Source organism: Gordonia sp. GN26, from assembly GCF_054823965.1.
Map to the genome: position 1 here is coordinate 77,477 of NZ_JSYC01000016.1, position 24,689 is coordinate 102,165.

25 protein-coding genes are annotated in these 24,689 nt (G+C 67.5%); 17 read left to right on the forward strand and 8 right to left on the reverse strand.

From position 1 onward, the window contains the following. Window positions 1-14 precede the first annotated feature (14 nt). Window positions 15-776: a heparin-binding hemagglutinin gene (locus tag OK17_RS05880; RefSeq protein ID WP_232716012.1), complete on the forward strand. Its 762-nt coding sequence runs from the start codon at window positions 15-17 to the stop codon at window positions 774-776. Between the two features lie 149 nt (window positions 777-925). On the opposite strand, the gene OK17_RS05885 is transcribed toward OK17_RS05880, so the two are convergent. Both OK17_RS05885 and OK17_RS05890 read right to left on the reverse strand, forming a co-directional pair. Next, a complete protein-coding gene (locus OK17_RS05885) occupies window positions 926-1,879 on the reverse strand; it encodes a hypothetical protein (RefSeq protein ID WP_461416923.1) in 954 nt (317 codons plus the stop codon). Window positions 1,880-2,027: 148 nt separating this feature from the next. Further along, the gene (locus tag OK17_RS05890) at window positions 2,028-2,564 is read right to left on the reverse strand and encodes a helix-turn-helix domain-containing protein (RefSeq protein ID WP_461416924.1); all 537 of its coding nucleotides are present in this window, start codon (window positions 2,562-2,564) and stop codon (window positions 2,028-2,030) included. 62 nt (window positions 2,565-2,626) lie between these two features. On the opposite strand from OK17_RS05890, the gene OK17_RS05895 reads away from it, so the two are divergent. Continuing rightward, entirely contained in the window at window positions 2,627-3,826 is a 1,200-nt protein-coding gene (locus OK17_RS05895) for a benzoate/H(+) symporter BenE family transporter (RefSeq protein WP_461416925.1), read from the forward strand. Between the two features lie 47 nt (window positions 3,827-3,873). On the opposite strand, the gene OK17_RS05900 is transcribed toward OK17_RS05895, so the two are convergent. The 3 genes from OK17_RS05900 to OK17_RS05910 are packed head-to-tail and all read right to left on the reverse strand — an operon-like array spanning window position 3,874 to window position 6,346. After that, window positions 3,874-4,725, reverse strand: coding sequence for a polyphosphate kinase 2 family protein (locus OK17_RS05900; protein WP_461416926.1), 852 nt, complete (start codon window positions 4,723-4,725; stop codon window positions 3,874-3,876). Beyond that, window positions 4,722-5,549 (reverse strand): SDR family NAD(P)-dependent oxidoreductase, encoded by an 828-nt coding sequence (locus OK17_RS05905; RefSeq protein ID WP_232716007.1) that lies wholly within the window; start codon window positions 5,547-5,549, stop codon window positions 4,722-4,724. The genes OK17_RS05900 and OK17_RS05905 overlap by 4 nt, the downstream gene beginning before the upstream one ends. After that, on the reverse strand, window positions 5,546-6,346 hold the full coding sequence (locus tag OK17_RS05910) for a TetR/AcrR family transcriptional regulator (protein ID WP_232716088.1): 801 nt from the start codon (window positions 6,344-6,346) through the stop codon (window positions 5,546-5,548). Before OK17_RS05910 ends, OK17_RS05905 begins: the two co-directional genes overlap by 4 nt. A gap of 41 nt (window positions 6,347-6,387) precedes the next feature. Between OK17_RS05910 and OK17_RS05915 the strand changes: the two genes are divergently transcribed. From OK17_RS05915 to OK17_RS05940, 6 genes are all read left to right on the forward strand, one after another. After that, on the forward strand, window positions 6,388-7,728 hold the full coding sequence (locus OK17_RS05915) for a DUF445 domain-containing protein (protein ID WP_461416927.1): 1,341 nt from the start codon (window positions 6,388-6,390) through the stop codon (window positions 7,726-7,728). 115 nt (window positions 7,729-7,843) lie between these two features. Beyond that, entirely contained in the window at window positions 7,844-8,377 is a 534-nt protein-coding gene (locus OK17_RS05920) for a helix-turn-helix domain-containing protein (RefSeq protein ID WP_269784668.1), read from the forward strand. 14 nt (window positions 8,378-8,391) lie between these two features. Next, window positions 8,392-9,510, forward strand: a complete 1,119-nt coding sequence (locus OK17_RS05925) for a heparin-binding hemagglutinin (protein ID WP_461416928.1) — start codon at window positions 8,392-8,394, stop codon at window positions 9,508-9,510. 71 nt (window positions 9,511-9,581) lie between these two features. Further along, the gene (locus OK17_RS05930) at window positions 9,582-9,905 is read left to right on the forward strand and encodes a DUF2516 family protein (RefSeq protein ID WP_005200278.1); all 324 of its coding nucleotides are present in this window, start codon (window positions 9,582-9,584) and stop codon (window positions 9,903-9,905) included. A 6-nt stretch (window positions 9,906-9,911) separates the two neighbouring features. After that, entirely contained in the window at window positions 9,912-10,739 is an 828-nt protein-coding gene (locus OK17_RS05935; RefSeq protein WP_232716004.1) for a MerR family transcriptional regulator, read from the forward strand. A 58-nt stretch (window positions 10,740-10,797) separates the two neighbouring features. Beyond that, window positions 10,798-11,889, forward strand: a complete 1,092-nt coding sequence (locus tag OK17_RS05940; RefSeq protein ID WP_461416929.1) for an alpha/beta fold hydrolase — start codon at window positions 10,798-10,800, stop codon at window positions 11,887-11,889. Between the two features lie 21 nt (window positions 11,890-11,910). On the opposite strand, the gene OK17_RS05945 is transcribed toward OK17_RS05940, so the two are convergent. Continuing rightward, window positions 11,911-13,023: a UDP-N-acetylmuramate dehydrogenase gene (locus OK17_RS05945; protein WP_232716002.1), complete on the reverse strand. Its 1,113-nt coding sequence runs from the start codon at window positions 13,021-13,023 to the stop codon at window positions 11,911-11,913. A gap of 38 nt (window positions 13,024-13,061) precedes the next feature. On the opposite strand from OK17_RS05945, the gene OK17_RS05950 reads away from it, so the two are divergent. From OK17_RS05950 to OK17_RS05970, 5 genes are read left to right on the forward strand one after another with little or no spacing between them, the layout of a single operon-like run. Next, the gene (locus OK17_RS05950; RefSeq protein WP_232716001.1) at window positions 13,062-13,568 is read left to right on the forward strand and encodes a DUF2505 domain-containing protein; all 507 of its coding nucleotides are present in this window, start codon (window positions 13,062-13,064) and stop codon (window positions 13,566-13,568) included. 10 nt (window positions 13,569-13,578) lie between these two features. After that, window positions 13,579-14,088 carry a DUF2505 domain-containing protein gene (locus OK17_RS05955; RefSeq protein WP_232716000.1) on the forward strand — a complete coding sequence of 170 codons (510 nt, stop codon included), beginning with the start codon at window positions 13,579-13,581 and terminating at the stop codon, window positions 14,086-14,088. Between the two features lie 56 nt (window positions 14,089-14,144). Continuing rightward, window positions 14,145-14,894, forward strand: coding sequence for a class I SAM-dependent methyltransferase (locus tag OK17_RS05960; protein ID WP_232715999.1), 750 nt, complete (start codon window positions 14,145-14,147; stop codon window positions 14,892-14,894). Window positions 14,895-14,945: 51 nt separating this feature from the next. After that, a complete protein-coding gene (locus tag OK17_RS05965) occupies window positions 14,946-15,821 on the forward strand; it encodes a carbon-nitrogen hydrolase family protein (RefSeq protein WP_232715998.1) in 876 nt (291 codons plus the stop codon). After that, the gene (locus OK17_RS05970) at window positions 15,818-16,993 is read left to right on the forward strand and encodes a hypothetical protein (RefSeq protein WP_232715997.1); all 1,176 of its coding nucleotides are present in this window, start codon (window positions 15,818-15,820) and stop codon (window positions 16,991-16,993) included. The genes OK17_RS05965 and OK17_RS05970 overlap by 4 nt, the downstream gene beginning before the upstream one ends. A gap of 37 nt (window positions 16,994-17,030) precedes the next feature. Here the strand turns inward: OK17_RS05970 and OK17_RS05975 are convergent, their stop codons facing one another. Next, the gene (locus OK17_RS05975) at window positions 17,031-17,621 is read right to left on the reverse strand and encodes a hypothetical protein (protein WP_232715996.1); all 591 of its coding nucleotides are present in this window, start codon (window positions 17,619-17,621) and stop codon (window positions 17,031-17,033) included. Between the two features lie 198 nt (window positions 17,622-17,819). Here OK17_RS05975 and OK17_RS05980 point away from each other — a divergent pair, with 198 nt between their 5' ends. The 3 genes from OK17_RS05980 to OK17_RS05990 all read left to right on the forward strand — a co-directional run bounded on the left by OK17_RS05980 (window position 17,820) and on the right by OK17_RS05990 (window position 23,094). After that, the gene (locus tag OK17_RS05980) at window positions 17,820-19,583 is read left to right on the forward strand and encodes an ABC transporter ATP-binding protein (protein WP_461416930.1); all 1,764 of its coding nucleotides are present in this window, start codon (window positions 17,820-17,822) and stop codon (window positions 19,581-19,583) included. Continuing rightward, entirely contained in the window at window positions 19,576-21,360 is a 1,785-nt protein-coding gene (locus OK17_RS05985; protein ID WP_232715994.1) for an ABC transporter ATP-binding protein, read from the forward strand. The genes OK17_RS05980 and OK17_RS05985 overlap by 8 nt, the downstream gene beginning before the upstream one ends. A gap of 741 nt (window positions 21,361-22,101) precedes the next feature. Further along, window positions 22,102-23,094, forward strand: a complete 993-nt coding sequence (locus OK17_RS05990; RefSeq protein WP_461416931.1) for an alpha/beta hydrolase — start codon at window positions 22,102-22,104, stop codon at window positions 23,092-23,094. Here OK17_RS05990 and purU read toward each other — a convergent pair. Continuing rightward, a complete protein-coding gene (gene purU, locus OK17_RS05995) occupies window positions 23,091-23,984 on the reverse strand; it encodes a formyltetrahydrofolate deformylase (protein ID WP_232715992.1) in 894 nt (297 codons plus the stop codon). The two genes, OK17_RS05990 and purU, sit on opposite strands and share 4 nt — an antisense overlap. Window positions 23,985-24,011: 27 nt before the next feature. Here purU and deoC point away from each other — a divergent pair, with 27 nt between their 5' ends. Then, a complete protein-coding gene (deoC, locus tag OK17_RS06000) occupies window positions 24,012-24,689 on the forward strand; it encodes a deoxyribose-phosphate aldolase (protein WP_461416932.1) in 678 nt (225 codons plus the stop codon).

Below are 24,689 nucleotides of genomic sequence, written 5' to 3' on the forward strand. Positions count from 1 at the left end.
AGAAGGAGTCACCAGTGACCACCACCCGTAATTACGCCCCGCTCTACGCCGCAGTCGGCGCCGGTGACTACGCCTTCGCGCAGGTCACCGAGAAGCTCACCGAGCTCCGTGAGCGCACCGAGGCCGCCGCCGAGACCGCCCAGACGCGTCTCGAGGCCCGCTACACCGAGACCAAGGCCCTCATCACCGAGCTGCCCGAGACGGCCAAGACCCGCATCGAGACGCTCTCCGAGGAAGTTCCGTCCGAGATCGACGAACTCCGCGGCAAGCTGACCGCCGACGAGCTCAAGAAGATCGCCGACCCGTACGTCGAGAAGGCCACCGACTTCTACAACACGCTCGCCGAGCGTGGCGAGGCCACCCTCGAGCGCCTGCGCAAGAAGCCGGTCGTCCAGGAGAACCTGACCCGCGTGGAGAAGGTCTACAACGACGCAGTCGACCTCACCGAAGACGCTCTCGGCGTCGTGTCCTCGCAGACCCGCCTCGTCGGTGAGCGCGCCGCCAAGCTGGCCGGTCGCGTGAGCGAAGACGTCGAGGACGTCGCCGTTGCCATCGAGGAGATCGGCGGCGACATCAAGGACCAGGCCGATGAGGCCGCCAAGGAGATCGACGGCGCTGCAGGCACTGTCGAGGCCAAGACCCGCACCGCCGAGGCATCGCCGGCCAAGAAGGTCGCCGAGGCCAAGGACGAGCCGGTTCCCGCCGTGAAGAAGGCTCCGGCCAAGAAGTCGCCCGCCAAGAAGGCTCCGGCCAAGAAGGCGACCACCGCGAAGTAAGCACTCGCGCAACTCGATACGACGCCCCCGCTCTCCGGCGGGGGCGTCGTCGTGTTCGCGCGGGAGGATTTCTTTCCCGCGGGCTGGGTTCCTTCCCGCGGGTGCCAGCCAATAAGCGCGAGGGAATCGGTCCCGCCGCAGGAAAACATTCACGCGGGAATGGGCCTCGACGGCAACAGATTCAGCTTCTCGAGCCAGGGTCGCAGCAGCCCCACGACGGCGCCCTTCTCCAAATCCGTCCACGTCCATCGGACGACGACGGCACCGAGAGCGCGCAGATCATCTTCACGACGCTTCTCCCGCATCACGCTGTCTTCGATGGTGGTCCCCGGTTCGCGCAGGCGACCGTATTTGACCATCCCGTCGAACTCGCCGATGAGCTGCTCGTCCCAGTCGAAGTCGGAATAGTAGGTGCCGCGGCGTCCGCGGAACTCGTGCTGGAGTCGCGGGATCGGCAGACCCGCTTCGATCATCTGTGCGCGACTCCAGGATTCGGCCACCGTCTCGGACAGGGGGTCGGCGAGCGTCAATGCCCGTCGCGCAACGCGCACACCGCGGCGTCGACGATCCGCCAGGATCTGTGCGATCCTCTCCGGGCTCGCGCCGGTTCGCAGCGCCTGGTCGAATGCGGCCAACGCCTGGGCGAAGGTGCCGCACGTCGCGACGTCGACCGCGGTGCGTTCGAGGGTCGTCACCAGAATGCCGTCCACCTCGACAATCTCGTCGTCACCGAATGGAGCTGCGTGGACGTGGCGGTGCCCCTGGATGAATCCCCCCGACTTCTTCCCGTTCGCGACGTGCACGGACTCGATGTTCGGTTTCAGGAGCGGGAGGCCGTGGACGGTGGCAGCCGACGCATGACTCAGGGGCATCGCCTGCGCCTCGGTGTCGCCGACGGTCGCCACCGCGATCGCTTTGAGCCGGTGTAGCTGCTGGGCGCCCTCATGTCCGACGAATCGTGCCGATGCCGGTACGAACACGCCCGGGACGAGACGTATGAGATCGCGGCGGCGGACGGCGGCCGCGAGCTCGTTGTCGGAGATGGCGGCTTCGAGCGCGGCGGCTCTCCTGAGGAGGCCGTACTGATCGAGTGGAAAGGCCATCACCCTACTTTGACGTGCCGGAACGCGGTTCGGCTCCCGTCGATTTCATCGACTTCCCGCGTGAGCCTTTCCGTCCCGCGGGACGCCTTACCTCCCGCTTATCGGATAGCGCCCGCGGGAGGGAACTCATCAGGCGGGAAGGAAACTGTCACGCGGGATTGGCGGGTGAGCGGATCGTCAGGACCGCGAGGGCGCCGTCGTCGGAGCGGTAGGTGTGGGGGACGTCGGAGATCCACTCGATGGACTCGCCGGGTCCGGCGGAGTGCTCCTCGCCGACGCGTCCGGCGACGAGATGTCCGCTGGCGACGAGGATGTGCTCGATGACGCCGGGGCCGTGGGCAGGGGACTCGCGGACGCCGCCGGGCGTGACGTGCAGCCAGAACACCTCGGTGGTGGAGCCGTCGGCGTGATGCTCGACGTGGAGGAGTCGGGCGGCGAGGTGCGGGCTCGTACCCTCGACCCCGGTTTCCTCGCCGAGTAGCGCGGTGAGTGGCACGCCGAGTGGACCGGCCACCGCGTAGAGGGTGTCGAGGGTCGGATTGCGCTGTCCCGCTTCGAGTTCGGACAGCGATCCCTTGCCGATGCCGGCCTCGCGGGCCAGTGCGGACAGGCTCAGGCCGCGCTGCTCGCGCAACGCGGAGATCCGGGCGCCGACCGTGCGTCGACGCTCGTCGCCTGCCGTCATCCGGTCGCCTTCCGCACTCCGTGGGTGTTCTGTTTACGGAACGATACCGCTATGCTCGCCCCATGACCAGTACCGCGCCGTCGACTCGTACCGAGCCGATCATCGCCGGTGTCGTGACCTCGCTGGTCGGGTTCACCTCGTCGTTCGTCGTGGTGGTCACCGGTCTACGGGCCGTCGGCGCCACGCCGGTGCAGGCGGCGTCGGGTCTGCTCGTGCTGACCGTGATGTTCGCGCTCGGAACGATCCTGCTGTCCTGGCGGACCCGGCGGCCGGTCACCCTTGCCTGGTCGACGCCGGGCGCCGCACTGCTCGCGTCGATGGCCGCCTCCTATGAGGGCAGCTGGTCGTCGGCGGTCGGCGCCTTTCTGATCGTCGGACTGCTGGTGTTCGCCACCGGACTGGTTCCGGCGCTCGGTGACCTGATCGGGCGTATCCCGACGCCGATCGCCCAGGCGATGCTCGCCGGTGTGCTCCTCACGCTGTGTCTCGCGCCGATGCAGTCGCTGGGGGATCAACCCTGGTCGACGATCCCGATCCTCGTGGTGTGGTTGCTCGCCATGCGCTGGCTGACGCGCTGGGCGCTCCCTCTCGCGCTGGTGACCGCGCTGATCGTGATCGGCGTGAACCTCGCCGTCGACGGTTACGACGGTTGGGCGGGTGAGACGTGGTGGCCGCGGTTGGCCTGGACCACCCCGACTTTCGACGTCGCTGCCGTCATCGGCATCGCGATTCCGCTCTACATCGTCACGATGGCCTCGCAGAACGTGCCCGGCGTCGCCGTGCTCAAGTCCTTCGGTTACGAAACGCCCTGGCGTCCGGCGATGTTCGTGACGGGCGCGGGGACGGTCATCGGTGCACCGTTCGGTGGGCACGCGATCAACCTGGCCGCGTTGTCGGCCGCCCTCGCCGCGGGGCCCGAAGCGGGTTCCGATCGCTCACGACGCTGGATCGCCGGTGTCGCCACCGGGTCGACGAGCCTCGTCCTCGCGGCGCTCTCCGGCGCGCTGGTGGTCATCACCGCCATCTCGCCGGAGGGGTTGTTGGAAGCCGTTGCCGGACTGGCTCTTCTCGCGACCTTCGTGGCGGCGATCATGGGTGCGTTCGAGCAGATCGAGTTCCGGATACCGGCTGCGCTCACGTTCGTCACCGCCGCATCGGGCGTGACCTTCGCCGGGATCGGCGGCGCGTTCTGGGCGCTCGTCGTGGGCTTGGTGTCGTGGGGAGTGTTGCGGCGAGGCGGCTTCGATACGGCTCGTCGCTAACGCTCCTCACCTACTCAACCAGCAGTTCCGGTGGCCGCGTATCGAGGTCAGTCGCTCGCGGCCAGCCGCTTCTTCTCGGCCTCGACGTCGAAATCGGCTTTCGGCCAGTCGAGTTCGAGGCCGGCGAGGGTGGTGGTGAGCAATTCGCAGACGGCGAGCCGTGCGAACCATTTCCGGTTGGCGGGGATCACGAACCAGGGCGCCGAGTCCTTGTCGGTCAGGTCGAAGATGTCCTGGTAGGCCTCGAGGTAGGCGTCCCAGTGGGCGCGCTCGTCGATGTCGCCCGGGTTGAACTTCCAGTACTTGTCCGGACGGTCGAGACGTTCGGCGAGACGTGCCTTCTGCTCGTCCTTCGAAACCACCAGGCAGCACTTGATGATCGTGGTCCCGCTGGCGACCAGCTCGGATTCGAACTGGTTGATGATGTCGTAGCGCTTCTCCCACTCCGCCTTCGGGACGAGGTTGTGCACCCGGACGGGCAGGACGTCCTCGTAGTGGGACCGGTCGAAGATCCCGATCCGGCCGGCTGGCGGCAGGGCCTTGTGGATGCGCCACAGGAAGTCGTGCTGAAGCTCCTCGGGGGTCGGCTTGCCGAAGCCCTTGATGCTCAACCCCTGTGGGTCGACGAGACCACCCACGTGCCGGACGATCCCGCCCTTGCCGGCCGTGTCCATGCCCTGCAGGACCAGCAGAACCGAGCGGTGATCACCGGAACGGCCGTTGGCGTACAACAACTCCTGGAGGTCGGCGAGATCCTTTCCGCGAGAGGCGAGAAGCTCGGAACCGGACTCCTTGTCGCCCTCGAAGCCCGGCGTCGACTCGGGGTCGAAGGAGGCGATCGGCCCGACGGCACTCGCGCGCAGGGCCTCGGCGGCGGGGGTGGACCAACGGTTGCTCATGACACGTCCTCTCGTGACCCCGCTGCAGCGTCGGTCTCGGTCGCCGGTGGGAACAGCGGCCCGCCGCCGAATGCGCTGCGATGCGAATCCGGTGGTGTGCCGTCGTTGTTGACGATCCCGTAGCGGGCGCCCAGTTCGGCGGTGACGAGGGTGTGGCCGTTGTGTGCGGCGAGGTCGGGGTCCTGTGCGAGGCGGGAGATCACGCGACCCACGAATTCCGGGTCCTCGGCTCGTTGCAGCGAGAAACCGGCGAACTCGTCGATTCCGAGCGACAGCAACAGCTCGGTGCGGATCAGTCCCAGCCACAACGAGATCGCGCTGACCCCGGTGCCCTGCAGCTCGACGGCCATGTCCGCGGCCATCTTGTCCAGCGCGGCCTTGCTCATCCCGTACAGCACCGAATGCAGATGGCCGCGGGAACCGAACGACGAGATGTTCGTGATCAGCCCCCGGCCGGCCTCGGTCATCATGCGGGCCGCATGCACCGACGCGACGTAGTGCGCACGCAGGCCTACGCCGATCAGGGTGTCCCAGTCGTCGACCGGGCGCTTCCAGAACGGATCCGAGAACCCGCCGAACCCCTTGGGCGCGGCCCACGCGTTGTTGACGAGAAGGTCGAGTCGACCGCCGGCGGAGGCGATCTCGTCGAACACCGCGGCCACCGCGGCATCGTCGGTGTGGTCGCACGCGAGGGCGATGGCCCCGTCGGGTCCGGTGCCGTGCCGGGAGGTGACGAAGGTGGTCCAGCCGTCCTCGACGAGCGCACGGGCAACCCCCTGGCCGACGCCCCGGCTGCCCCCGGTCACGAGTGCGACCCGGCTCATGAGCCGCCTGCCGCGTCGGACGGTGCCTCGCGCGCGGGTTCGGTCAGCGGCGGGGGAGAGGCGAGGAAGGCCTCACGCGAGCCGTCGACGGCGGCGACGCCCACGACCGCGCTCCACACCATCATCGTGAGGTAGTCGACGACCTGGTCGGCGTCGAGCGTGCGGCTGGTCATCCACCAGTCGACGACGTGCTGGATGCCGCCGACGAGGGCGTGCGACCACAGCTCGGCGCCGGTGGTGTCTGCGCCGCGCTCGGTCATGCGCATCACGATGCTGCTCATGACCAACTGCGCGACCAGACGGACCGAGTCGGCGGGTGCCGGCGACGATGTGGGCGAGCTGGCGAGAGCGAAGCGGTACAGGTTGGGTTCGTCGTCGACCGCATGGACGTACACACCGATGATCGTGTGGGTCAGCGTGTACTCGTCGACGTCGTCGGAGATCGCTTCCGTCAGCCGCGGCCAGATGGTGTTCTCGAAGAAGCGCACGGTGGTCGCGACGCCGAGGTCGCTCTTGTCGGTGAAGTACCGGTAGAGAACGGTCTTGGAGACACCGATGTGTGCGGCGATCTCGTCCATGCCGACATCGGCGCCGAGCTCGCGGACCGCGGCGATCACACCGTCGGTCAGTTCGGTGCGGCGGGCGAGTTTGTGCTTCTCCCAGCGCTGCTTGCGGCCGTCCGGTTTGGCGCCGGTCTCGGTGACAGTGGTCAGGACCTGTTCGAGTCCGCGCGTCACGTTGGCCGCAGCCGCCATCGCTGCACGCGCCGCAGCTGCGGGATTGGGGCGGTTGGCCATCACGACGCCAGCGTAGTCGGTTGATGGGTGACACTGGTGCCATGGCATCGACAGTGATCGAAGGAGTCGCCGGGCAGCCCGAGGGCAAGCCCGATGCGCCGTCCGCTCCCGGATTCGGAGGGGACGGCACCGGGGACGCCGGCCGACGCAGGGATCTCCGCAGGATGAAGGCGGTCGCGACCGGTTTCCTGGTCTTCGCGGCGGTCGTCTACCTCTTCACCCGTTACCTCGAGCATCGCGACGGTGCCGACGTCGCCGCGTGGGTCGGCTACGTGCAGGCAGCATCGGAGGCCGGCATGGTCGGCGCGCTGGCCGACTGGTTCGCGGTCACGGCGCTCTTCCGGCATCCGTTGGGTATCCCGATCCCGCACACCGCCCTGATCCGCAAGAAGAAGGACGACATCGGCGACCAGCTCGGCGGCTTCATCGAAGAGAACTTCATGACGCCCGAGGTCGTGGTCTACCGCGCGCAGCAGATCGATCTGCCGCGACGGTTGTCGACGTGGGTCGCCGACCCGCGCAACGCCCCGCGGATCTCCGGCGAGGCCGCTCGCGCGATCCAACTCGCGTCGGAGATGTTGCGCGACGAGGACGTCGAGCAGCTCATCCAGGCCGCGCTGAAGTGGGTCGCCGAGCCGCAGTGGGCGCCGCCGACCGGCCGCATCCTGGAACAGCTCATCGCCGAGGATCGTCTCGAACCGGTCTTCCAGATGCTCTGCGATCGCGCGCACGAATGGGCGATCGGCAGCCAGGACCTCATCGATCGCGTGCTCGACCGGGACGGCCCGCAGTGGACGCCGAAGTTCGTCAACTCCCTCGTCGGCGACAAGATCCACCGCGAACTCGTCGAGTTCACCTACAAGGTGCGCTCCGACCCCGACCACGAGATGCGCCGGGCGATGCACGAATTCGTGGAGAAGTTCGCGAACGACCTGCAGAACGATCCCGAGATGATCGCCAAGTTCGAGGCCATCAAGCTGGAACTGGTGGGTCGCGACGAGGTCACCGGAGCGGCGTCGACCGCGTGGAAGACCGGCAAGGCCGTCATCGAGCAGATGCTCGACGACCCCAACAGCACACTGCGCAACACGTTGTCGGACTCGATCATCCAGCTCGCCACCAGGATTCGCGACGACCGTCCGCTGCAGGAGAAGATGAACGGCTGGGTCGCGCGGGTCGCACACCACATCGCCGCGAACTACTCGCAGGAGATCATCTCGGTCATCACCGAGACCGTGCGCGGCTGGGACGCCGACGACACGAGTCGCAAGATCGAACTGCAAGTGGGACGCGACCTCCAGTTCATCCGGATCAACGGCACCGTGGTCGGTGCGCTCGCCGGTCTGGCCATCCACACGACGTCGGTGCTGATCTTCCATTGACGTCGAATCCCGGTGATCCGTCCGTGATCAGACATCCTGGATTAGCTGTGTGCTTGCACGTGCTAGCAGTGAAGCCGATACTTGGGGAAGACGATCGACCCTGGAACGGAGCGTGATGAAGCGCGACAAGGACGAGGCTGCCCTCGACGCCGTCGTGGACGGTGAGGCCGAGTCCGACGACTCCGCGGATCATCCGTCCGATGACGGTGAGGGCACGACGACGATGGCGGTCGAGGCCGTGGAGGCCGTCGCGACGGCCGCGCAGGACGCGGTGGCGAATGCGGCGCAGGACATCGGCGCCTTCATCCGGTCCCAGCGGGTGGCCGCTAAGGTGTCGCTCCGGCAGCTCGCCGAACGTGCCGGGGTCAGCAATCCGTACCTCAGTCAGATCGAGCGAGGACTCCGGAAACCCTCCGCCGACGTCCTCGCCCAGATCGCCAAGGGGTTGCGGGTGTCGGCAGAAGTGTTGTACGTGCGCGCCGGAATTCTCGAAGAACGCCCCGCGAGCCCGGTCCGTGATGCTCTCATCGCAGATGACTCGATCAACGAGCGTCAGAAACAGATGTTGCTGGAGATCTACGAGTCCTTTCGCAAGGAGAACGCGATCTCCTCGACTGGTTCCGAGAAAGACGAGTTCCGAGAAAACTGAGGCAGGAGACCTGAATGAGCGAGAACCCGTTGACGACAGCCGTGGGACAGGTGGCCGCCTTGCTGGCCGAGGTCCGGGAGCGCGGGGAGGCGGCGAGCGAACAGGCCCAGTCCAAGCTCGTCGAGACCGTCGGGAACACCCAGTCGAAGCTCGCGGAGACCGTCGAGAACACCCAGTCGAAGTTGGTCGAGACAGTCGGCTCGACGCAGGCGAGGATCTCGGGTTCCCGGGACGACGCGCAGGCGAGGATCGACGAGGCACTCGCGACCGCGCTGGCGCTCTTCGAGGAGGCCAAGTCGAAGCTGTCGACGCTGCCGGTCGAATTGCCCACCGAGATCGAGGAATTGCGCACCCGGTTCTCGCCGGACGAACTCCGTAAGGTCGCCGAGGCCTATCTCGCCGTCGCGGCCGGGCTGCTGACGTCGCTGTCGGAGCGGCGCGACGAGGCCGTCGGAAAGCTGTTGTCGCAGCCGGTCGTCGGGGAGAACCTGCCGAAGCTGGAGAAGGTCTACAGCGACGCCGTCGGTCTCACCGAAGAGGCGCTGGGGACGATCTCCGAGCAGACGCGCGCGGTGGGTGAGCGGGCGCTGCGGCTGGCCGGGCTGGCCGACGGCAGCGCTCCGGACGGGACGGTCCGCGACGCCAGCGCCGACGCACCGGTGCGAGCCGTTGCGTCGCCGGCTCCGGCCCCGGCGACCAAAACCCCGGCGACCAAGGCCACCCCGGCCACCAAGGCTCCTGCAAACAAGGCTCCGGCGGACAAGGCTCCCGCGAAGCAGGCTCCCGCGAAGAAGGCCCCGGCCGCGAAGGCCCCGGCCGCGAAGGCCCCCGCCGAGAAGACACCGACCAAGAAGGCGGCGGCCAAAAAGGCCCCCGCGAAGACTGCACCGGCCAAGAAGGCCGCTGCGGTGAAGGGTGCCGCCGAACGGGCCGCGGCCAAGAAGGCCCCGGCCCGCAAGGCCGCCCCCACCAAGGCGACGAAGGCCACGCCGACCAAGGCGGCCGCCAAGAAGACGCCGGCCGCGAAGAAGGCCGCCGCGGCGAACAAGGCGACCACAGCCAAGAAGACGACTGCGAAGAAGGCCCCGGCCAAGAAAACGCCTGCCAAGAAGGCCGCTCCGCGCGCCGACTGATCGCTGCCCGCACGTTCCGCCCGTGCGTGGCGTCGTGGGCTGCTGCGGCAATCGGGGCGCACGGGACTAGAGTGTTCGGCGTGGACGTCTTCAGCGTGTTGGCCTATGGGCAGAGTCTGATCATGTTGGTCCTGACTGTGGTCGCAGGGATCGCGGCGGTCGTCGCGCTGATCCACGCGGCCATCCAGCGGCCCGACGCCTTCCCTGCGGTCGACCGGCAGAGCAAGGTGATCTGGGTGGCGATCCTGGCCGCCGCGTCGCTGTTCATCTGGTTCTTCGGTGCGGTGAGCTTCCTGGGCATCATCGGCGTGGTCGCGATGCTCGTGTACCTGGTCGACGTGCGCAAACGTGTGGACGACATCCAGGGCAAATCCTGGTTCAGCAAAAAGGCCTGATGCATCGTGGCGGAGTATCGGATCAACGACCTCGCCGAGGCGTCGGGGGTCAGCGTTCGCAACATCCGGGTCTACCAGGACCGCGGACTGCTTCCGCCGCCCACCATCCGGGGCCGTGCGGGCTGGTACTCCGACCAGCACCTGGTTCGCCTGAACCTCATCTCCCGCATGCTCGAACGCGGGTACACCTTCGCGACGATCAGCGAGCTGCTGCACGCCGCCCACCACGGCATGCGCGTCGAACAGATCCTGCGGGGGTCGCCGAAGGGCGGCCGGTTCCGCAACTTCAAGCGCGCCGCGACGATCACCATCGCCGAGTTGAAGAAGACGCTCAACGCGTCGGATAGGTCCATCGCGCTCAGCCAGAAGCTGGGCCTGCTGGCCAAGGACGGCACGCATTATGCGATCCGCAACCCCGAGCTCCTCGAGGGCGCCGAGGTCCTGGTGAAGGCCGGTGTCGACCTGGAGTTCCTGCTCGACCGCTGGGTGCGGGTCCAGGACGATCTCGAGGACGTCGCCAAGAGCTTCGTCTCGATCATCACCGACACCTACTTCGACGAGAACCTGCCCGACCTCGGTGAGCAGGGCGTCAGCAAGATGGCGGACCTCATCCAGACCGTTCGGCCGATGGCCCACGAGATCGTCGAGACGACGTTCCGCCGGGCTCTCGACGAGCAGATCTCGCAGGCGATCGGACGCGCAGCGACCTACTTCGATGCCGCCACCGGGGACGAAGAACCGGACCCAGCGACGCCGGAATCGACCGGTGACCAGCCGGGCGCCGGCTATGAGACAACGGATATTGGTACATTGAACACCGAGACGGGGCGCTGAACGAGGCGCCCCCGCACGGAGCCCCGACCTGAGGGGTTCCACGTAGCGAGGAGTGCCGGTGAAGCGGAAATTATTGGTGAATGTCGGCGGGATCGCGACCGCCGTCGGTGCGGGCGTGATCGGCCTCGGAGTCGGCACGGTGCTCGCGGGGATCACCCGGGATGCGCTGCGCACCTCGACCGCGGTCGACGACGGCCCCGACGATCTGCTCTGCGAGCCCGAGGCGGCCCCCCTGCGTCAGACGGTGCGGACGCCCGACGGCACCGCACTGAACGTCGAGATCTACGGTGCCGACGACGACGATCCCGAGGGGGATGTCATCGTGATGGTCCACGGCTGGACCTGCAACACGGCCTACTGGTACCCGCAGATCAACCACCTCATCACGCCCGACGCCGGTGACCGTCGCGTCGTCGTCTATGACCAGCGTGGGCACGGACGCTCGGAACGGGGACGTGCCCGCCCGACGGTGGCGATGCTCGGACAGGATCTCGACGCGGTGCTCGAGGCGGCAGTCCCGAGTGGTCGTCGCGCAATTCTGGTGGGGCACAGCATGGGTGGGATGACCATCATGTCGTGGGCCGCTCAGTTCCCGGAGAAGGTCGGCACCAAGGTGTCCGCCGCGGTGCTCGTGTCGACCGCGGCCAACGCCGTCATGGAGAACCACGGACTCGTACCCGTCGATCTGCCCGCCTACGCGCGGCCGTTCACGCCGTTCGTCACCAAGGCGATCACTTCGGTTCCGGTTCCGATCCCGAAAACCCAGTACGGCGTGAAGTTCTCGCACTACATCGCCCTCGGACCGAACGCGCGCAAGTCGCATGTCGACTTCGTCGACGAGATGGTCGGCTCCTGTCCGCCGCGGGCGCGGGCCGGGTGGGGTTCGGCGATGGGCAAACTCGATGTCACCGCAGGACTGGAGGCGCTGACGGTGCCCACGGTGGTGGTCGTCGGCACCGAGGATCGGCTCACCCCGCCCCGGCACGCCGAGCAGATGGCAGAGGTTTTGCGTCGCAACGGTTCTCTGCGCGATCTGGTCGTCTACGAGGGCGTCGGGCACATGTCGAGCATCGAAGCGGCAGAGCGCTTCAACGAGATGCTCGACGAGCTGGTCGCCGACGTGTCACGGACGGAGCAGCCGGTCAGTTGAATCGGGCCGACCGGCCGGTCGTCAGAGCACGCAGTTGACGAAGACCGGCTCGGGTCGCAGGGTGACGCCGAAGGAGTCGAGGACGCCGTCACGGACCTCGCGCGCCAGCGTCAGTAGCTGTTCGGTGGTTGCCGAACCCCGATTGGTCAGCGCCAGAGTGTGTTTCGTCGACAAGCGGACCGGGGCGTCGGCCGACGGGTAGCCGCGGCCGAAACCGGCCCGTTCGATCAGCCAGCCCGCCGACAGTTTGATCGCGGTGGGGGCGTCGGCGTCCGAGGGGTTCGGTTGCGGGCCTGCGGGATAGGACGGGATCGCCACGTCGGCGCCGACCCTCGCCGCGATCCGTTCGAGGATTGCCGGGGCATCCTCGCCGTCGACGATCGGATTGGTGAAGAACGAACCGGCACTCCACGTGTCGAAGTCATCGGAGTCGAGGACCATGCCCTTGCCGCGACGCAGGCCGAGTACCGCCTCGCGGGCGGTGGCGGCGTCGACGCGATCGCCGGGCTCGACGCCGACCGTCGTGGCCAGTTCTCGGTACCGGATCGGCTGGCTCGTGCGGTCCTCGTTGAGCCAGAAGGACACCGCGACCACCACGAAGTCGTTGCGGTGCTTGAGATTACTGGTGCGGTAGCCGAGTCCGAGCTCGGTGGGGGTGACCCAGCGTAGGTTGCCCGACCGGCGGTCGAGGACCTGGACCGACCGCAGGATGTCGGCGACCTCGACTCCGTATGCCCCGACGTTCTGCACCGGCGTCGCCCCGGCCGCGCCGGGAATCCCCGACAGGCACTCCAGTCCGCCGAATCCCGCCTCGACGGTCGCGCCGACCAGGTCGTCCCAGCCCACGCCGGCGTCGGCGACGACGTGCGAGCGGCCCGACTCGCGGCCCGAGCCGAACTCGATGCGGCTGCTCGCAAGCACCACGGCGGTGCCGTCGAAGCCCGCGTCGCCGATGACGAGGTTGGACCCGCCGCCGATCACCAGCACGGGTTCGGATCGTTCGTCGAGCTCCTGAATGGTCTCGACGATGCTGCGCGTGTCCGGGCAGCGCACGATCTCGCGGGCGGGGCCGCCCAGACGCAGGGTGGTCAGCTCGGCGAGGGGCGCGCTCAGCGGCGTCTGCGTGTCGGTCACGCGTTAAACGTTAACCGGCGACCGGTAGCGTTCTCTTCATGGCGAGCAAGCTTCAGCACTCGGTGTCCTATCCGTTCTCCACCGAACGGCTCTGGGCGCTCTACATCACCGAGCAGTACTGGCACGATCTGGTGGAGCGGATGAACTCCGGTCACGGCCACGTCGAGAAGGTGGACATCGCGGGCGACACCGTGACCGTCGAGATGAATCAGGGCATCCCCGCGGAGAAGCTCCCGTCGGCGGTCACCAAGATCATGCCCGGCGACCTCCGGATTCCCCGGAAGAACACATATCGGCTGGTCGGGGGCCGGATCGAGGGCGAGATCCACGCCACGGTCGAGGGTGCCCCGGTGCCGGTGAACGTGAACGGGACCATCACCACCGCAGGCGATCCCGCCGCCAGCGACTGCTCCGCAGAGGTGTCGGTGAACCTGCCGATGTTCGGCGGGAAAATCGAGAAGGCCGTGGTCAGCGAGCTGGTCGGCCTGCTCGATCACGAGCGTGGGCACACCGTCGATTGGGAGTCGGAAAATCCGCTGACGTAGCCTGGTCGTCATGGCACGACGGCTCAGCTACTCCGCTCGCTACACCCACCCTGCGGAGAAGCTCTACCAGGCGCAGAGCATCAAGCAGTACTGGGACGACATGATGGCGGGATTCCAGATGATCTCGCCACACTGCGAGGTCGCCTCCTTCACCTCCGACGAGACCGGGATCAAGGTCGTTCTCAAGCAGACGATCGGTCGCGACCAGCTGCCCCCGCTCGCGCAGACGGTGATGATGAAGGACATGGTCATCACGCGTGAGGAGACCCTCGGTCCGTTCGACCCGGACAACACCAAGGGCACCTACAACGCGTCGATCCCCGCGGGTCCGGGCAGCCTCAACGGCTGGCAGGAACTGTTCCCCACCGACGAGGGCTGCACGATCCGCCGGACCAGTGAGGCGAAGGTCTTCGTCCCGTTCGTCAACGGCAAGCTCGAGCAGATGATCCTCATCAACCTGGTCGATCTGTTCCGAGCCGAGGCCGAGTACGCCAAGGACTGGATCGACAAGAACTTGTGAGTCGAACCCCCGGGCAGCAGTCCGGGCGACGGCTGTCGAACAGTCCGATCGGCCGGGTGACGCGCGGGACGACCAACATCAACCGTCTGCGCCGGGTGGATCGGTGGATGGCGCATGAACCGGCCGTGATCGCGGCTCTCGATGTTGCCCGTCCGCTGGTCGTCGACCTCGGTTACGGCGCACGCCCCGACACCACCGTCGAGATGGCCGGCCGGCTCCGCCGTGTCGCCCCCGACCTGGAGATGGTCGGACTCGAGATCGACCCGGCACGCGTCGTCGACCCGCGCGACGGTGTCCGGTTCGCGGTCGGCGGTTTCGAGATGGCGGGTCTGCGTCCCCGGGTGGTGCGCGCCTTCAACGTCCTACGCCAGTACGACGAGACCGAGGTCGACGACGCATGGGCCCGGCTGCGTGCGGCCCTGTCGCCGGGCGGGGTGATCGTCGAGGGCACCTGCGACGAGATCGGGCGGCGCTGCACGTGGGTGCTGCTCGACGACGCGGGGCCGGTCAGTCTGACGCTCTGCTGGGCGCCGGGACATTCCGAACGCCCCTCCGATCTCGCCGAGCGTCTGCCCAAAGCGCTCATCCACCGCAATGTGCCCGGTGAGAAGATCCACGACCTGCTCGCACTCGCGGACCAGTGCTGGGACATCGCCGCCCCGCTGGCGCCGTACGGGCCGCGCATCCGCTGGCGTCATGCCCTGGACCTGCTGCGCGAACGTGGCGTCGACTGCGTCGTCACCCGTCGTCGGACGTCGGACAACGTGCTGACCGTCCCGTGGGAGGCCGTCGCCCCGTCGGAGTAACCGCGGAGGAAGTCGGCGGTGCCGGCGGCGTCGGGCACTACTGTGGCGGCTATGCGTGTGGCGATGGCTCAGATCAGTTCGACCGACGATCCGGGCGAGAACCTGGAGACCCTACGTGCGGCGACGCAGGACGCGGCATCGCGCGGGGCGCGCCTGGTCGTGTTCCCGGAGGCGACCATGTGCCGGTTCGGTGTCCCGCTGAGACCGGTGGCGGAGGATCTCGACGGGCCGTGGGCCAGTGCGGTGTCGGAGGTCGCGGTGTCGGCGGGTGTGACCGTCGTGGCCGGGATGTTCACCCCGTCCAACGACGGGCGCGTGTTCAACACGGTGCTCGTCGCGCACCCCGACGGGTCGCGGCAGGGATACGACAAGCTGCACCTGTACGACGCCTTCGGGTTCCGGGAATCCAAGACCGTCGCAGCCGGTTCGGAACCGCTGACCTTCGAGGTCGACGGCGTCACCGTCGGGGTGGCCACCTGCTACGACATCAGGTTCCCCGCCCTGTTCACGAACCTTGCACGACGCGGCGCGCAGCTCGTCGTCGTGCCGACGTCCTGGGGCGCCGGCCCCGGCAAGATCCATCAGTGGCAGGTGCTCGCGACGGCAAGGGCGCTGGATTCGACGACGTTCGTCGTCGCCGTGGGGCAGGCACTTCCCCCGGACGAGGCGGTCGCCGGTTCGGGTGCGCCGACCGGGATCGGACACAGCCAAATCACAGACCCTTTCGGTACCGTGGTCGCCGCGTACCCGGAGACGGTCGGTGTCGATGTCCACGACCTCGACCTGGCCCTGGTCGAGAAGGCTCGTAAACAATTGGCGGTCCTCGCCAACGAGCGAGAGCTGCCTGCCGGCGGTGCGGTGCCCAGGATGGTCGCACCCACCGGCGAACGGCTTCGAGAGTCCGACGACCGAGGACGGAACCCATGAGCGACAACAAGACTCCCGGTGATGACCCCCGAGACCAGGGTGAGTCGCACGATCCCATCGAATCCGCAGGACCCACCGAGCCCACCGGCAACACCGGAGCCGCCGAACCGGCCGGTGACGACTGGCGTCCGGTCGAGGACGTCGATCCCGCCGAGGCGGGTACAGGCAGTCCCGAGACGGGGGAGACCGAACAGTTCCCGACGACCCCGATTGCGCCCGGGGCACAGGCATATTCGAGCGTGCCGCCCTCGGAGGCCGACACCACCGACCTGAGCGGTGGGCTCGGTCAGCCGGGCACCGCTCAGTTCGCGCCCGGGGAGACCCCCTATGGCGACGACTCGAGCGAACCCCTGCAGACGCCGGGCAGCGGTCCGGTGCTGACCTCGCCGCGGAAACGACGCAGCACCAAGAAGATCGTGGCGCTGAGCACCATCGCGGTGCTGCTACTGGTGGTCATCGGTGCGGTCGGCAGCGAGCTCTATCTCCGTAACAAGGTGACGAACTGCCTCGAGGAGTCGTTCAGCGGTCTCACGGGCGTCCCCACCTCGGTGTCGTTGAGCCGCAAGCCGATCATCCTGCAGGGCAGTGGCGACGTTCCGTACGTCCAGGTCGACACCAAGGACGGCTCCGACGCCGACGGCGTGCGTCTGCACATGCGCGCCGACGGTATCTCCGGTGACAACAGCACCACCGACATCCGCAGCCTCAAGGGCGACGGCTTCATCCCCTTCGAGCGGATCGTCGAACTCAGCAAGGAGGGCGCTCCCGCCGGGGCCGGCGGCCAGAGCACCGGCAACGGCGCGAGCCCGGTCGGCTCCGTCGAGGAGATCACCGGCAATGCGGCCGACGGCACCTTCGAGGTCCAGGCCGGTTTCCCGGTCATGTTCTTCTCCGTCCCGGTCTCGGCGACGATCAAGCCCGTACTCAAGGGCGGCCGGGTCGAGTTCGAGGTCGTCAAGGCCAGCGCACTGGTGTTCGGCATCCCGCCGGACTTCGCACAGCAGATCGTCGACCAGGTCACCACGTCGGCACTCGGCCCGTTCTTCGACGAGGTCCAGGTCGATCAGCTCAAGGTCACCGACACGGGTCTGGAGTTCGCGATCAGCGGCTCGGACGTCCAGCTGACCAACGAGATGACCGGCAACGAACAACAGTCGGGATGCTCGGTCTGATCGGTGGGCGACCCCTCGCCGTCTCGCTCGACGCCGCCTAATGCTGTTCGCGTGTCGGCGGTTCGACCTTGAGTAACCACACGGTGGGTCCGTCGGTGAGGTCGAACTCGGCGTACACCTCACCGCCCCAACTGCGGCGGGACACCTCCCGCAGGTCTGGATCGCCGGTGCCGAGAGTCACCAACAGGCCTCGGCGGCCGGCGTCGTCCACGATCGGCTGGAGCAGATTCGACAGAGCTCTACTCAGTCGATGGTCCGGGTGAACCAAGCCGAACACCAGACTGACAGTGCCCGGCAGCATCGAGTTCCTGGTCTTCTCCCGGAGTTCGGTGAACCGTTCCAGGAATCCGTCGAGGGTGGTGACGAAATGCCGTGTGCGAGCTCTCAGGTCGTCATCCACCGGTTGCGTCTCGTGGTCCGGCTCGGACGCTGCGACCATGGCCATCAGTTCACCCGTCTGGGTGAACTGGCCGTACAAGCCGGGAAGGTAGTCGGTGAACAGCACATCGCCGAACCACCGGTAGGCATCGACCTCGGCGCTCCGTCCGAGAAGCCATGCGTACATCGGCACCTCTCGCAAGCCGCTCTCCAGCAGGTCGAGTGCCTGGCCGCGGTCGGCAGCGGTCAACGGCCGGGTGTGCGTTATCGGGGCGCGCGTGTTCACACCGCAATATCAGCACACCGCAGCCCCCGGGGTGAGCCACTCCCCTCGAATGTGCGTCCGGCGCCAGACGGTCTGCGCCCGCCGCGACGCGCCCTGGGGCAGAGCGTGACTCAGCCGAGGACGTTGCCCGGGTTCTCGAACAGCTCGGAGTAGTCTCGCCCAATGCGCGTAGCCCCCTCGATGAGCCGAGACGAGGTACGAGCCCTCATCAGCGTCGTCGGCACCGCACTGAAGGCCTCTCCCTGGGTGCTCGCGGGGTTCGTCGTCTTCCAGTTCGTGAGCGTGTTCACCTCACTGGCGCAGCCGGCGTTGAACGCCGCGATCATCGACGACGGAATCCTGCGCGGAGACGTGGGGACCATCAAGTTCGTGGGACTGCTGATGGTCGCGGTGGCCGTGGTCAATCTCGGGGTCTCTCTCGGTGCCACCTACCTCGCCTCGCACCTGTCGGCGAGTTCCGCCCGAGATCTGCGCGGCCGGGTCAATGGTCGGATCGGCACCTTCACCGACCAACAGGTCGCCCGGCTGGGTCTGTCCAGCCTGCTGACCAGATCCACCGGCGACGTGGGACAGATCCAGGGCTTCCTCTTCATCTTCCTCACGATCGTCGTGACCGCGCCGCTCATGCTGTTCGGTGCGCTGGTGCTCTCCCTGTCGCAGGCGTGGCAGATGTCGCCGGTGATCTTCGTGGCGGGGCTGATCCTCGTCGTGCTGGTCGGGGTGCTCGTGCGGCGCATCGTCCCGTGGGCTGCACGCCTGCAGCGTCGGCTCGACGCGATCAACCGTGTGCTGCGCGAACAGTTGCGCGGCATACCGGTGATCAGGACGTTTCGGCAGGAGGCCCGCGAGCGCGCGCGCTTCGCGGTGGAGAACGACGACCTCACCGACGTCGCCCTGCGGCTGGGACGGACTCAGGTGCTGCTGCTCCCGACCGTGACCGTGGTGTCCAATCTCGCCGGGGTCGCGGTGGCGGGGCTGGGTGCGATCTTCGTCGACAGGGGCGAGATGCAGATAGGTCAGATCGCGGCGGCGGTCGGGTATCTCGGCCAGATCCTGCTCGCTGTATCGTTGCTGACGGTGATCGCCGGCGTCATCCCGCGCGCGGTCACCAGCGCGGGTCGCATCACCGAGGTCCTCGACACCGAGGTCCTCGAACCCGGCGACGCCGAGGGCGGGGCGACGTCGTCGGCACCCGTCGTGGTCTTCGACTCCGTATCCGTCGGTTTTCCCGGCGCCGACGCCCCCGCGGTCGACGCCGTCTCGCTGACGTGTGTAGCCGGCACGGTGACCGGTTTCCTCGGCGGAACCGGCAGCGGCAAGTCGACGCTGCTGTCGTTGCCGCTGCGGTTCTCCGATCCCGATTCGGGCCGGGTGCGGTGGAACGGCGCCGACGTGACCGGCCTGGCGCCGGCGTGGGTACGCGCGCGGACCGCCTTCGTCGGGCAGGGCGCCGCGCTGGTGACCGGCACGATTGCCGACAACCTGCGGATCGGCCGTCCCGACGCCACCGTCGACCAGATGTGGGACGCTCTCGAGGTGGCCGCGGCACGGGACTTCGTCGAGGCGCGGCCCGAGGGTCTCGGGGCGCGCGTCGCGCAGGAGGGCCGCAACTTCTCCGGGGGCCAGCGACAGCGCCTGGCGCTGGCCCGCGCAGTCCTACGACGTCCTGCCCTGTACGTGCTCGACGATCCCTTCAGCGCCCTCGACGTCGACACCGAGCAGCAGGTCATCGCCAATCTGCGGCGCGCACACCCGGAGGCGACGGTGCTGATCGCGGCACAGCGGGTCTCGTCGGTCCGGCACGCCGACACCATCGGTGTCCTGGAGGACGGCCGTCTCGTCGCCGTCGGCACCGACGAGACCCTCCGCGTCGACAGCGAGATCTACCGCGAGATCGCCTACGCACAGGCGGTCACCAATGTCTGACGTCCGGCGAGACGACTCGCTCCGATGGCTGCTGCGGCAGCTTCACCTGACCCGGGGACGCGCCGTCGCGATCTCGCTGTGCGCGATCGTGGCGTCGCTGGGCGCGGTCGTCGGACCGATCCTGTTCGGTGTGGTCACCAATGTGATCGTCGACGGGACGACCGGTGCCGGCGGCATGGACTGGCGGCTCCTCTGGACGGTGCTCGGCGTGCAGGCGGCCGTCTATCTGCTCGTAGCCGGTCTGACGTTCACGCAGGGGCAGATGCTGACCATCGCGGTGCAACGATCCGTCGCGGGTCTGCGCACGCGGATCGAGGACAAAGTCCACCGGCTGCCGCTGCGCTACTTCGAGTCGAACAATCGCGGCGTGCTCGTCAGCAAGCTCACCGCGCACACCGACAATGCCGCCACCGTGATCGCTCCGGTGCTGGTCACCGTCCCCACAAACGCGCTGACGCTCCTCGTGGTCACCGTCGTCCTGTTCGTCGTCTCGCCGCTGCTGGCGATCGTCGCGCTCGTCGCGGCACCGGTGTCGGCGGCGGTGTCGGTCGTCATCGCGCGCCGGGCACGACCGTTCCTGGAAACCAGGTGGACCACCACGGCCGCCCTCACCGGTCACCTCGAGGAGGAGCTGAGCGCGCGGCGCATGCTGCAGGCGTACAACGCCGAACCCCTTGCCCGGCGCCGCTTCGATGCCCTCAACGAGAAGCTGTTCGGTTCGACACGCTCTGCCCAATGGGCTGCCGGCACACTGGCACCGATCCTCACCGCGATCAACGCCGTGGTGTTCCTGATCCTGGCGGTCCTCGGCGGCGTCATGGTCGTCGACGGCACCCTGAGTCTCGGCGCCGCCCAGGTGGCCATCCTCTTCGCGCAGCAATTGTCCTCGGCCGTGCGGGAACTCGCCGGTTTCGTCACCAAGGTGCAATCGGGCACGGTCTCGGCGGGCAAGGTGCGCGAGGTGCTCGACGAGCCGGAGGACGGCGACTCGGAGACCCACGCGGCGATCGGTGAGGCGACGGATGCGCCCGGGCGTCATCGCCGACCGCCGGAGATCGTCTTCGACGACGTCGCTTTCGCCTACGAGGAGAGCACGCCGGTCCTCGGTTCGGTGAGTTTCCGGATGGAGCCGGGGACGACGACGGCGATCGTCGGCTCGACCGGGGCGGGCAAGACCACCATCACCAATCTGCTGCAGGGCTTCTACCGTCCGACCGCAGGGGTGATCACGATCGACGGTGACGACACCGCCGACCTCGGCCCGCACGGGCTGCGCGAGGGCATGGCGGTCGTGACCCAGGAGCCGTGGCTGTTCACCGGGACCGTGCGCGACAACATCGCCTACGGGATGTCCGACGACGCCGCGGTGGACCGTGCGGTCCACGACGGTCATCTCGACCAGATCGTCGCGACGCTGCCCCAGGGCCTCGACACCGTCATCGGGCAGGAATCGGAGAACCTCAGCGCGGGGGAGAAGCAGCTCGTCACCGTCGCCCGGGCCATCGCGGCCTCGCCCCGCATCCTCATCCTCGATGAGGCGACCAGCGCGGCCGATCCCCGCACGGAGTTGCTCGTGCAGCGGGCGCTGCAACGGCTGCGCGCCGGCACGACAACCCTCCTGATCACCCACCGGATGGCCACCGCCGCACTCGCGGACCAGATCGTCGTCCTGGAGAAGGGGACGATCGTCGAATCGGGGGCTCACGACGAACTCGTCGGTGCCGGTGGGGTCTACGCACGACGCTGCGGCGTCGATTCGGCATCGCGTGCCGAATGAATCACCACTGGTCAGAGGACTTTTGCAGGAGTAATGATCCGTTTCGTGAAACGAATTGAAGAATTCGTCTCGTTTCGACTAATCGTTTGACCCACTTCGACGAGAAGCGCGGAATCGAAACTTACCGAACGGAAAGTTACGGCAACGAAGGTTGGGGCACGAATTTGTCGATTTGCCACCCAAACGTTGCATCAACGTTGCTAATGGTCATTCTTTCCGAGGTTTAATGGACGCTCGTCCAACTGTATTCAATTGTTCGTATTAGTGGGGGCCGCTGAGCTGGGCTTTTATGACATCGAGCGATGGCGGAAAGGAATATTCGTGACAAGTCCCCAGAAATAATGGAGACATCTCCGAGACGGATATGTAATCTCTGTCTCGAGCCGCCGCGAAGGTGGGAGTAGGCGGGTCGATTCGAAACTTCCCCCAAAGGACAAAGGAGCATCATGGCTGACGCGATCGAAGGCGTAATCGGCGACATCGTCGAAGGTTTGCTCGTGGAACTGGTGACCGGCTCGATCGAGGGTTCCTCCGAGTCGTAGTTCGACGATCTTCTCGAATCGCCTCACGGCCTCGGCTGTGAGGCGATTCGTATTGAAAGGGCCCGATCTGCCGGCGGATGAGGGTCCGGGCAGGTGAATGATCCGCCGTGTGGGTCCGCCCGGTGGCCCGACACGATACGGTCCATCTGACAGAACCACGCCCGCCCGGGGCCAAGCGGGACTCGACGAGGAGGAATGTATGAACCAGCGTCTGCGCAGGTGCGGCGCCGCGATCGCGGTCGCTCTGGGCATCGGGCTCACGATGTCGGCCACCGGTACGACAGGCGTTGCGGCGGCGGCACCGAGTCTGGTGACGGCGGGTTCGCCCACCGAACGGGTCACCGACATCGTCGTGCATTCCGATGCGATGAACAGGGACATCCCGCTGACGGTCATCAAGCCGGCCGACGAGTCCAAGCCGCGCGGTGTCCTCTACCTCCTCAACGGTGCGGGCGGCGGTGAGGACGGTGCGAACTGGCTCGCGAAGACCGACATCGTCGAGTTCACCAAGAACAAGAACCTCTACGTGGTCATCCCGAACCAGGGTCGGTTCAGCTATTACACCGACTGGGAGAAGCCGGATCCCGAGCTCGGTCTGTTCAAATGGTCGACCTTCCTCGGCAAGGAATTGCCGCCGGTCTTCGACGCCAACTTCAACACCTCCGGGCGCAATGCGATCGGCGGTATCTCCTCGTCGGGAACCTCGGTGCTGAACCTGGCGATCGAGCACCCCGGCCTGTACAAGGCCGTCGGTGCCTACAGCGGGTGCCCGACGACCGCCGACCCGTTCGGCCAGAACAGCATCCGGCTGGTGGTCGAAGCGCGCGGCGGCGGCGACGCCACGAACATGTGGGGGCCGTACAACGGGCCCGGGTGGCGCAAACACGACCCGGTCATCAATGCCCACAAGTTGCGTGGCACCAAGCTGTACATCTCCAACGCCACCGGTCTGCCCGGGGAGTACGACAACCCGGCGTACGTGAAGAAGGTCGACAAGCTCGCCGATCAGATCGTGGTCGGCGGCATCATCGAGGGCGGCACCATGGCGTGCACCCTGCAGCTGGTGAACCGCCTGCAGCAGTTGAACATCCCGGCGACGGTCGACCTCCCCGCGGCTGGCACCCACTCCTGGGGCTACTGGGAAGACCAGCTGCACCGCTCGTGGTCGTTCTACGAGCGGGCGCTGAACTAGTTGAAGATCACGGTCTTCCGGCCGTGCACCAGGACGCGATCCTCGAGGTGCCAGCGCAGTCCGCGGGACAGGACCAGCGTCTCGATGTCGCGTCCCTGACGCACCATGTCGGTCACCGAGTCGCCGTGATCGACCCGGATCACGTCCTGTTCGATGATCGGTCCGGCGTCGAGATCGGCGGTGACGTAGTGGCACGTCGCGCCGATCAGCTTGACGCCCCGGGCGAAGGCCTGGTGGTACGGGCGGGCACCGATGAAGCTCGGCAGGAAGCTGTGGTGGATGTTGATCGCGCGGCCGGCCCAGGCTTCGCACAGTTTCGGCGGCAGGATCTGCATGAACCGTGCGAGGACCACGGCGTCTGGCTGGTAGCCGTCGACGATCCGGGCGAGTTCGGCGAAGGCCTCGGCCTTGCGCTCACCGAACGGGACGTGGTGGAACGGGATCTCGAAACGTGTTGCCAGCTCTTCGAGTTGGGGATGGTTGCCGACGACAGCCCGGATGGTCGCCGGTAGCTCGCCGCGGTGCGCGCGACCCAGAAGGTCGATGAGGCAGTGGGTTTCCTTGCTCACCAGCAGCACCACGGACTTGGTGTCACGGGTGTCGGTGAGGCGCCACTCGGTCTCGGGGCCGAGTTCGTCGGCGACCTCGGCGGCGAACCGCGCGCGGAGTTCGTCGGCGGTGAACGCCACCTCGTCGGCGCGGATGGCCTGCCGGGTGAAGAACCAGCCGGTGTCGTCGTCGGAGTGGTACGCGGCCTCGGTGATCCAACCCCCGACATCGGTCAGGAAGGTCGAGATGCGGGCGACGATGCCCGTGCGGTCGGGGCAGCCGAGCGTCAGCACGTATCGATGCTCGGTCTGGTCGGTGGGGGTCAGCTGTCCGCTTGTCACGACCCTCAGTGTGCCAAGCTCGTCGATGTGACGAACACGGACCTGCGGCGTAGCGACGTCGCCGCCATCATCGACCACACACTCCTCAAGCCCGAGGCCACCCGCGCCGACGCGGAGGCCACTGTCGCCGAGGCCGCCCGCCTCGGCGTCTTCGCGGTGTGCCTGTCGCCGTCGATGCTCCCGATCGACACCGGTGACCAGCGATCCTGCGTGGTCGCCGGCTTCCCCTCGGGTAAGCACCACTCCCTGGTCAAGGCTGCCGAAGCCCGCCTGGCGGTGGACTCCGGGGCGCATGAGGTCGACATGGTGATCGATGTCGGCGCCGCGGTCGACGGCCGGTTCGACGAGGTGTTCGCCGACGTCCTGACCGTGCGTGAGGCGATCGGGGATTCGACGCTGCTCAAGGTGATCATCGAGTCCGCGGCGCTCCTGCAGCTCGCCGGACCCGACACGGTCACCGAGGTGTGTCGCCGTGCCGAGCAGGCCGGCGCAGGAATGGTGAAGACCTCGACCGGCTTCCATCCCGCAGGCGGCGCGAGTGTCGAAGCGGTGCGGTTGATGCGCGCCGCGGTCGGTTCCCGGGTCGGCGTCAAGGCGAGCGGTGGCATCCGGACGGCCGAGTTCGCCGCCGAACTCATCGCGGCGGGCGCGACCCGCCTGGGCTTGTCGTCGTCGGCGACTGTGCTGGACGGTTTTCCGGAGTAG

Excerpts from the sequence above, each read along its gene's own strand:
- OK17_RS05885 (WP_461416923.1), bottom strand. The coding sequence starts at position 1,879 with ATGGCCTTTCCACTCGATCAGTACGGCCTCCTCAGGAGAGCCGCCGCG.
- OK17_RS05890 (WP_461416924.1), bottom strand. The coding sequence starts at position 2,564 with ATGACGGCAGGCGACGAGCGTCGACGCACGGTCGGCGCCCGGATCTCC.
- OK17_RS05895 (WP_461416925.1), top strand. The coding sequence starts at position 2,627 with ATGACCAGTACCGCGCCGTCGACTCGTACCGAGCCGATCATCGCCGGT.
- OK17_RS05900 (WP_461416926.1), bottom strand. The coding sequence starts at position 4,725 with ATGAGCAACCGTTGGTCCACCCCCGCCGCCGAGGCCCTGCGCGCGAGT.
- OK17_RS05905 (WP_232716007.1), bottom strand. The coding sequence starts at position 5,549 with ATGAGCCGGGTCGCACTCGTGACCGGGGGCAGCCGGGGCGTCGGCCAG.
- OK17_RS05910 (WP_232716088.1), bottom strand. The coding sequence starts at position 6,346 with ATGGCCAACCGCCCCAATCCCGCAGCTGCGGCGCGTGCAGCGATGGCG.
- OK17_RS05915 (WP_461416927.1), top strand. The coding sequence starts at position 6,388 with ATGGCATCGACAGTGATCGAAGGAGTCGCCGGGCAGCCCGAGGGCAAG.
- OK17_RS05920 (WP_269784668.1), top strand. The coding sequence starts at position 7,844 with ATGAAGCGCGACAAGGACGAGGCTGCCCTCGACGCCGTCGTGGACGGT.
- OK17_RS05925 (WP_461416928.1), top strand. The coding sequence starts at position 8,392 with ATGAGCGAGAACCCGTTGACGACAGCCGTGGGACAGGTGGCCGCCTTG.
- OK17_RS05950 (WP_232716001.1), top strand. The coding sequence starts at position 13,062 with ATGGCGAGCAAGCTTCAGCACTCGGTGTCCTATCCGTTCTCCACCGAA.
- OK17_RS05955 (WP_232716000.1), top strand. The coding sequence starts at position 13,579 with ATGGCACGACGGCTCAGCTACTCCGCTCGCTACACCCACCCTGCGGAG.
- OK17_RS05965 (WP_232715998.1), top strand. The coding sequence starts at position 14,946 with ATGCGTGTGGCGATGGCTCAGATCAGTTCGACCGACGATCCGGGCGAG.
- OK17_RS05970 (WP_232715997.1), top strand. The coding sequence starts at position 15,818 with ATGAGCGACAACAAGACTCCCGGTGATGACCCCCGAGACCAGGGTGAG.
- OK17_RS05980 (WP_461416930.1), top strand. The coding sequence starts at position 17,820 with ATGCGCGTAGCCCCCTCGATGAGCCGAGACGAGGTACGAGCCCTCATC.
- OK17_RS05985 (WP_232715994.1), top strand. The coding sequence starts at position 19,576 with ATGTCTGACGTCCGGCGAGACGACTCGCTCCGATGGCTGCTGCGGCAG.
- OK17_RS05990 (WP_461416931.1), top strand. The coding sequence starts at position 22,102 with ATGAACCAGCGTCTGCGCAGGTGCGGCGCCGCGATCGCGGTCGCTCTG.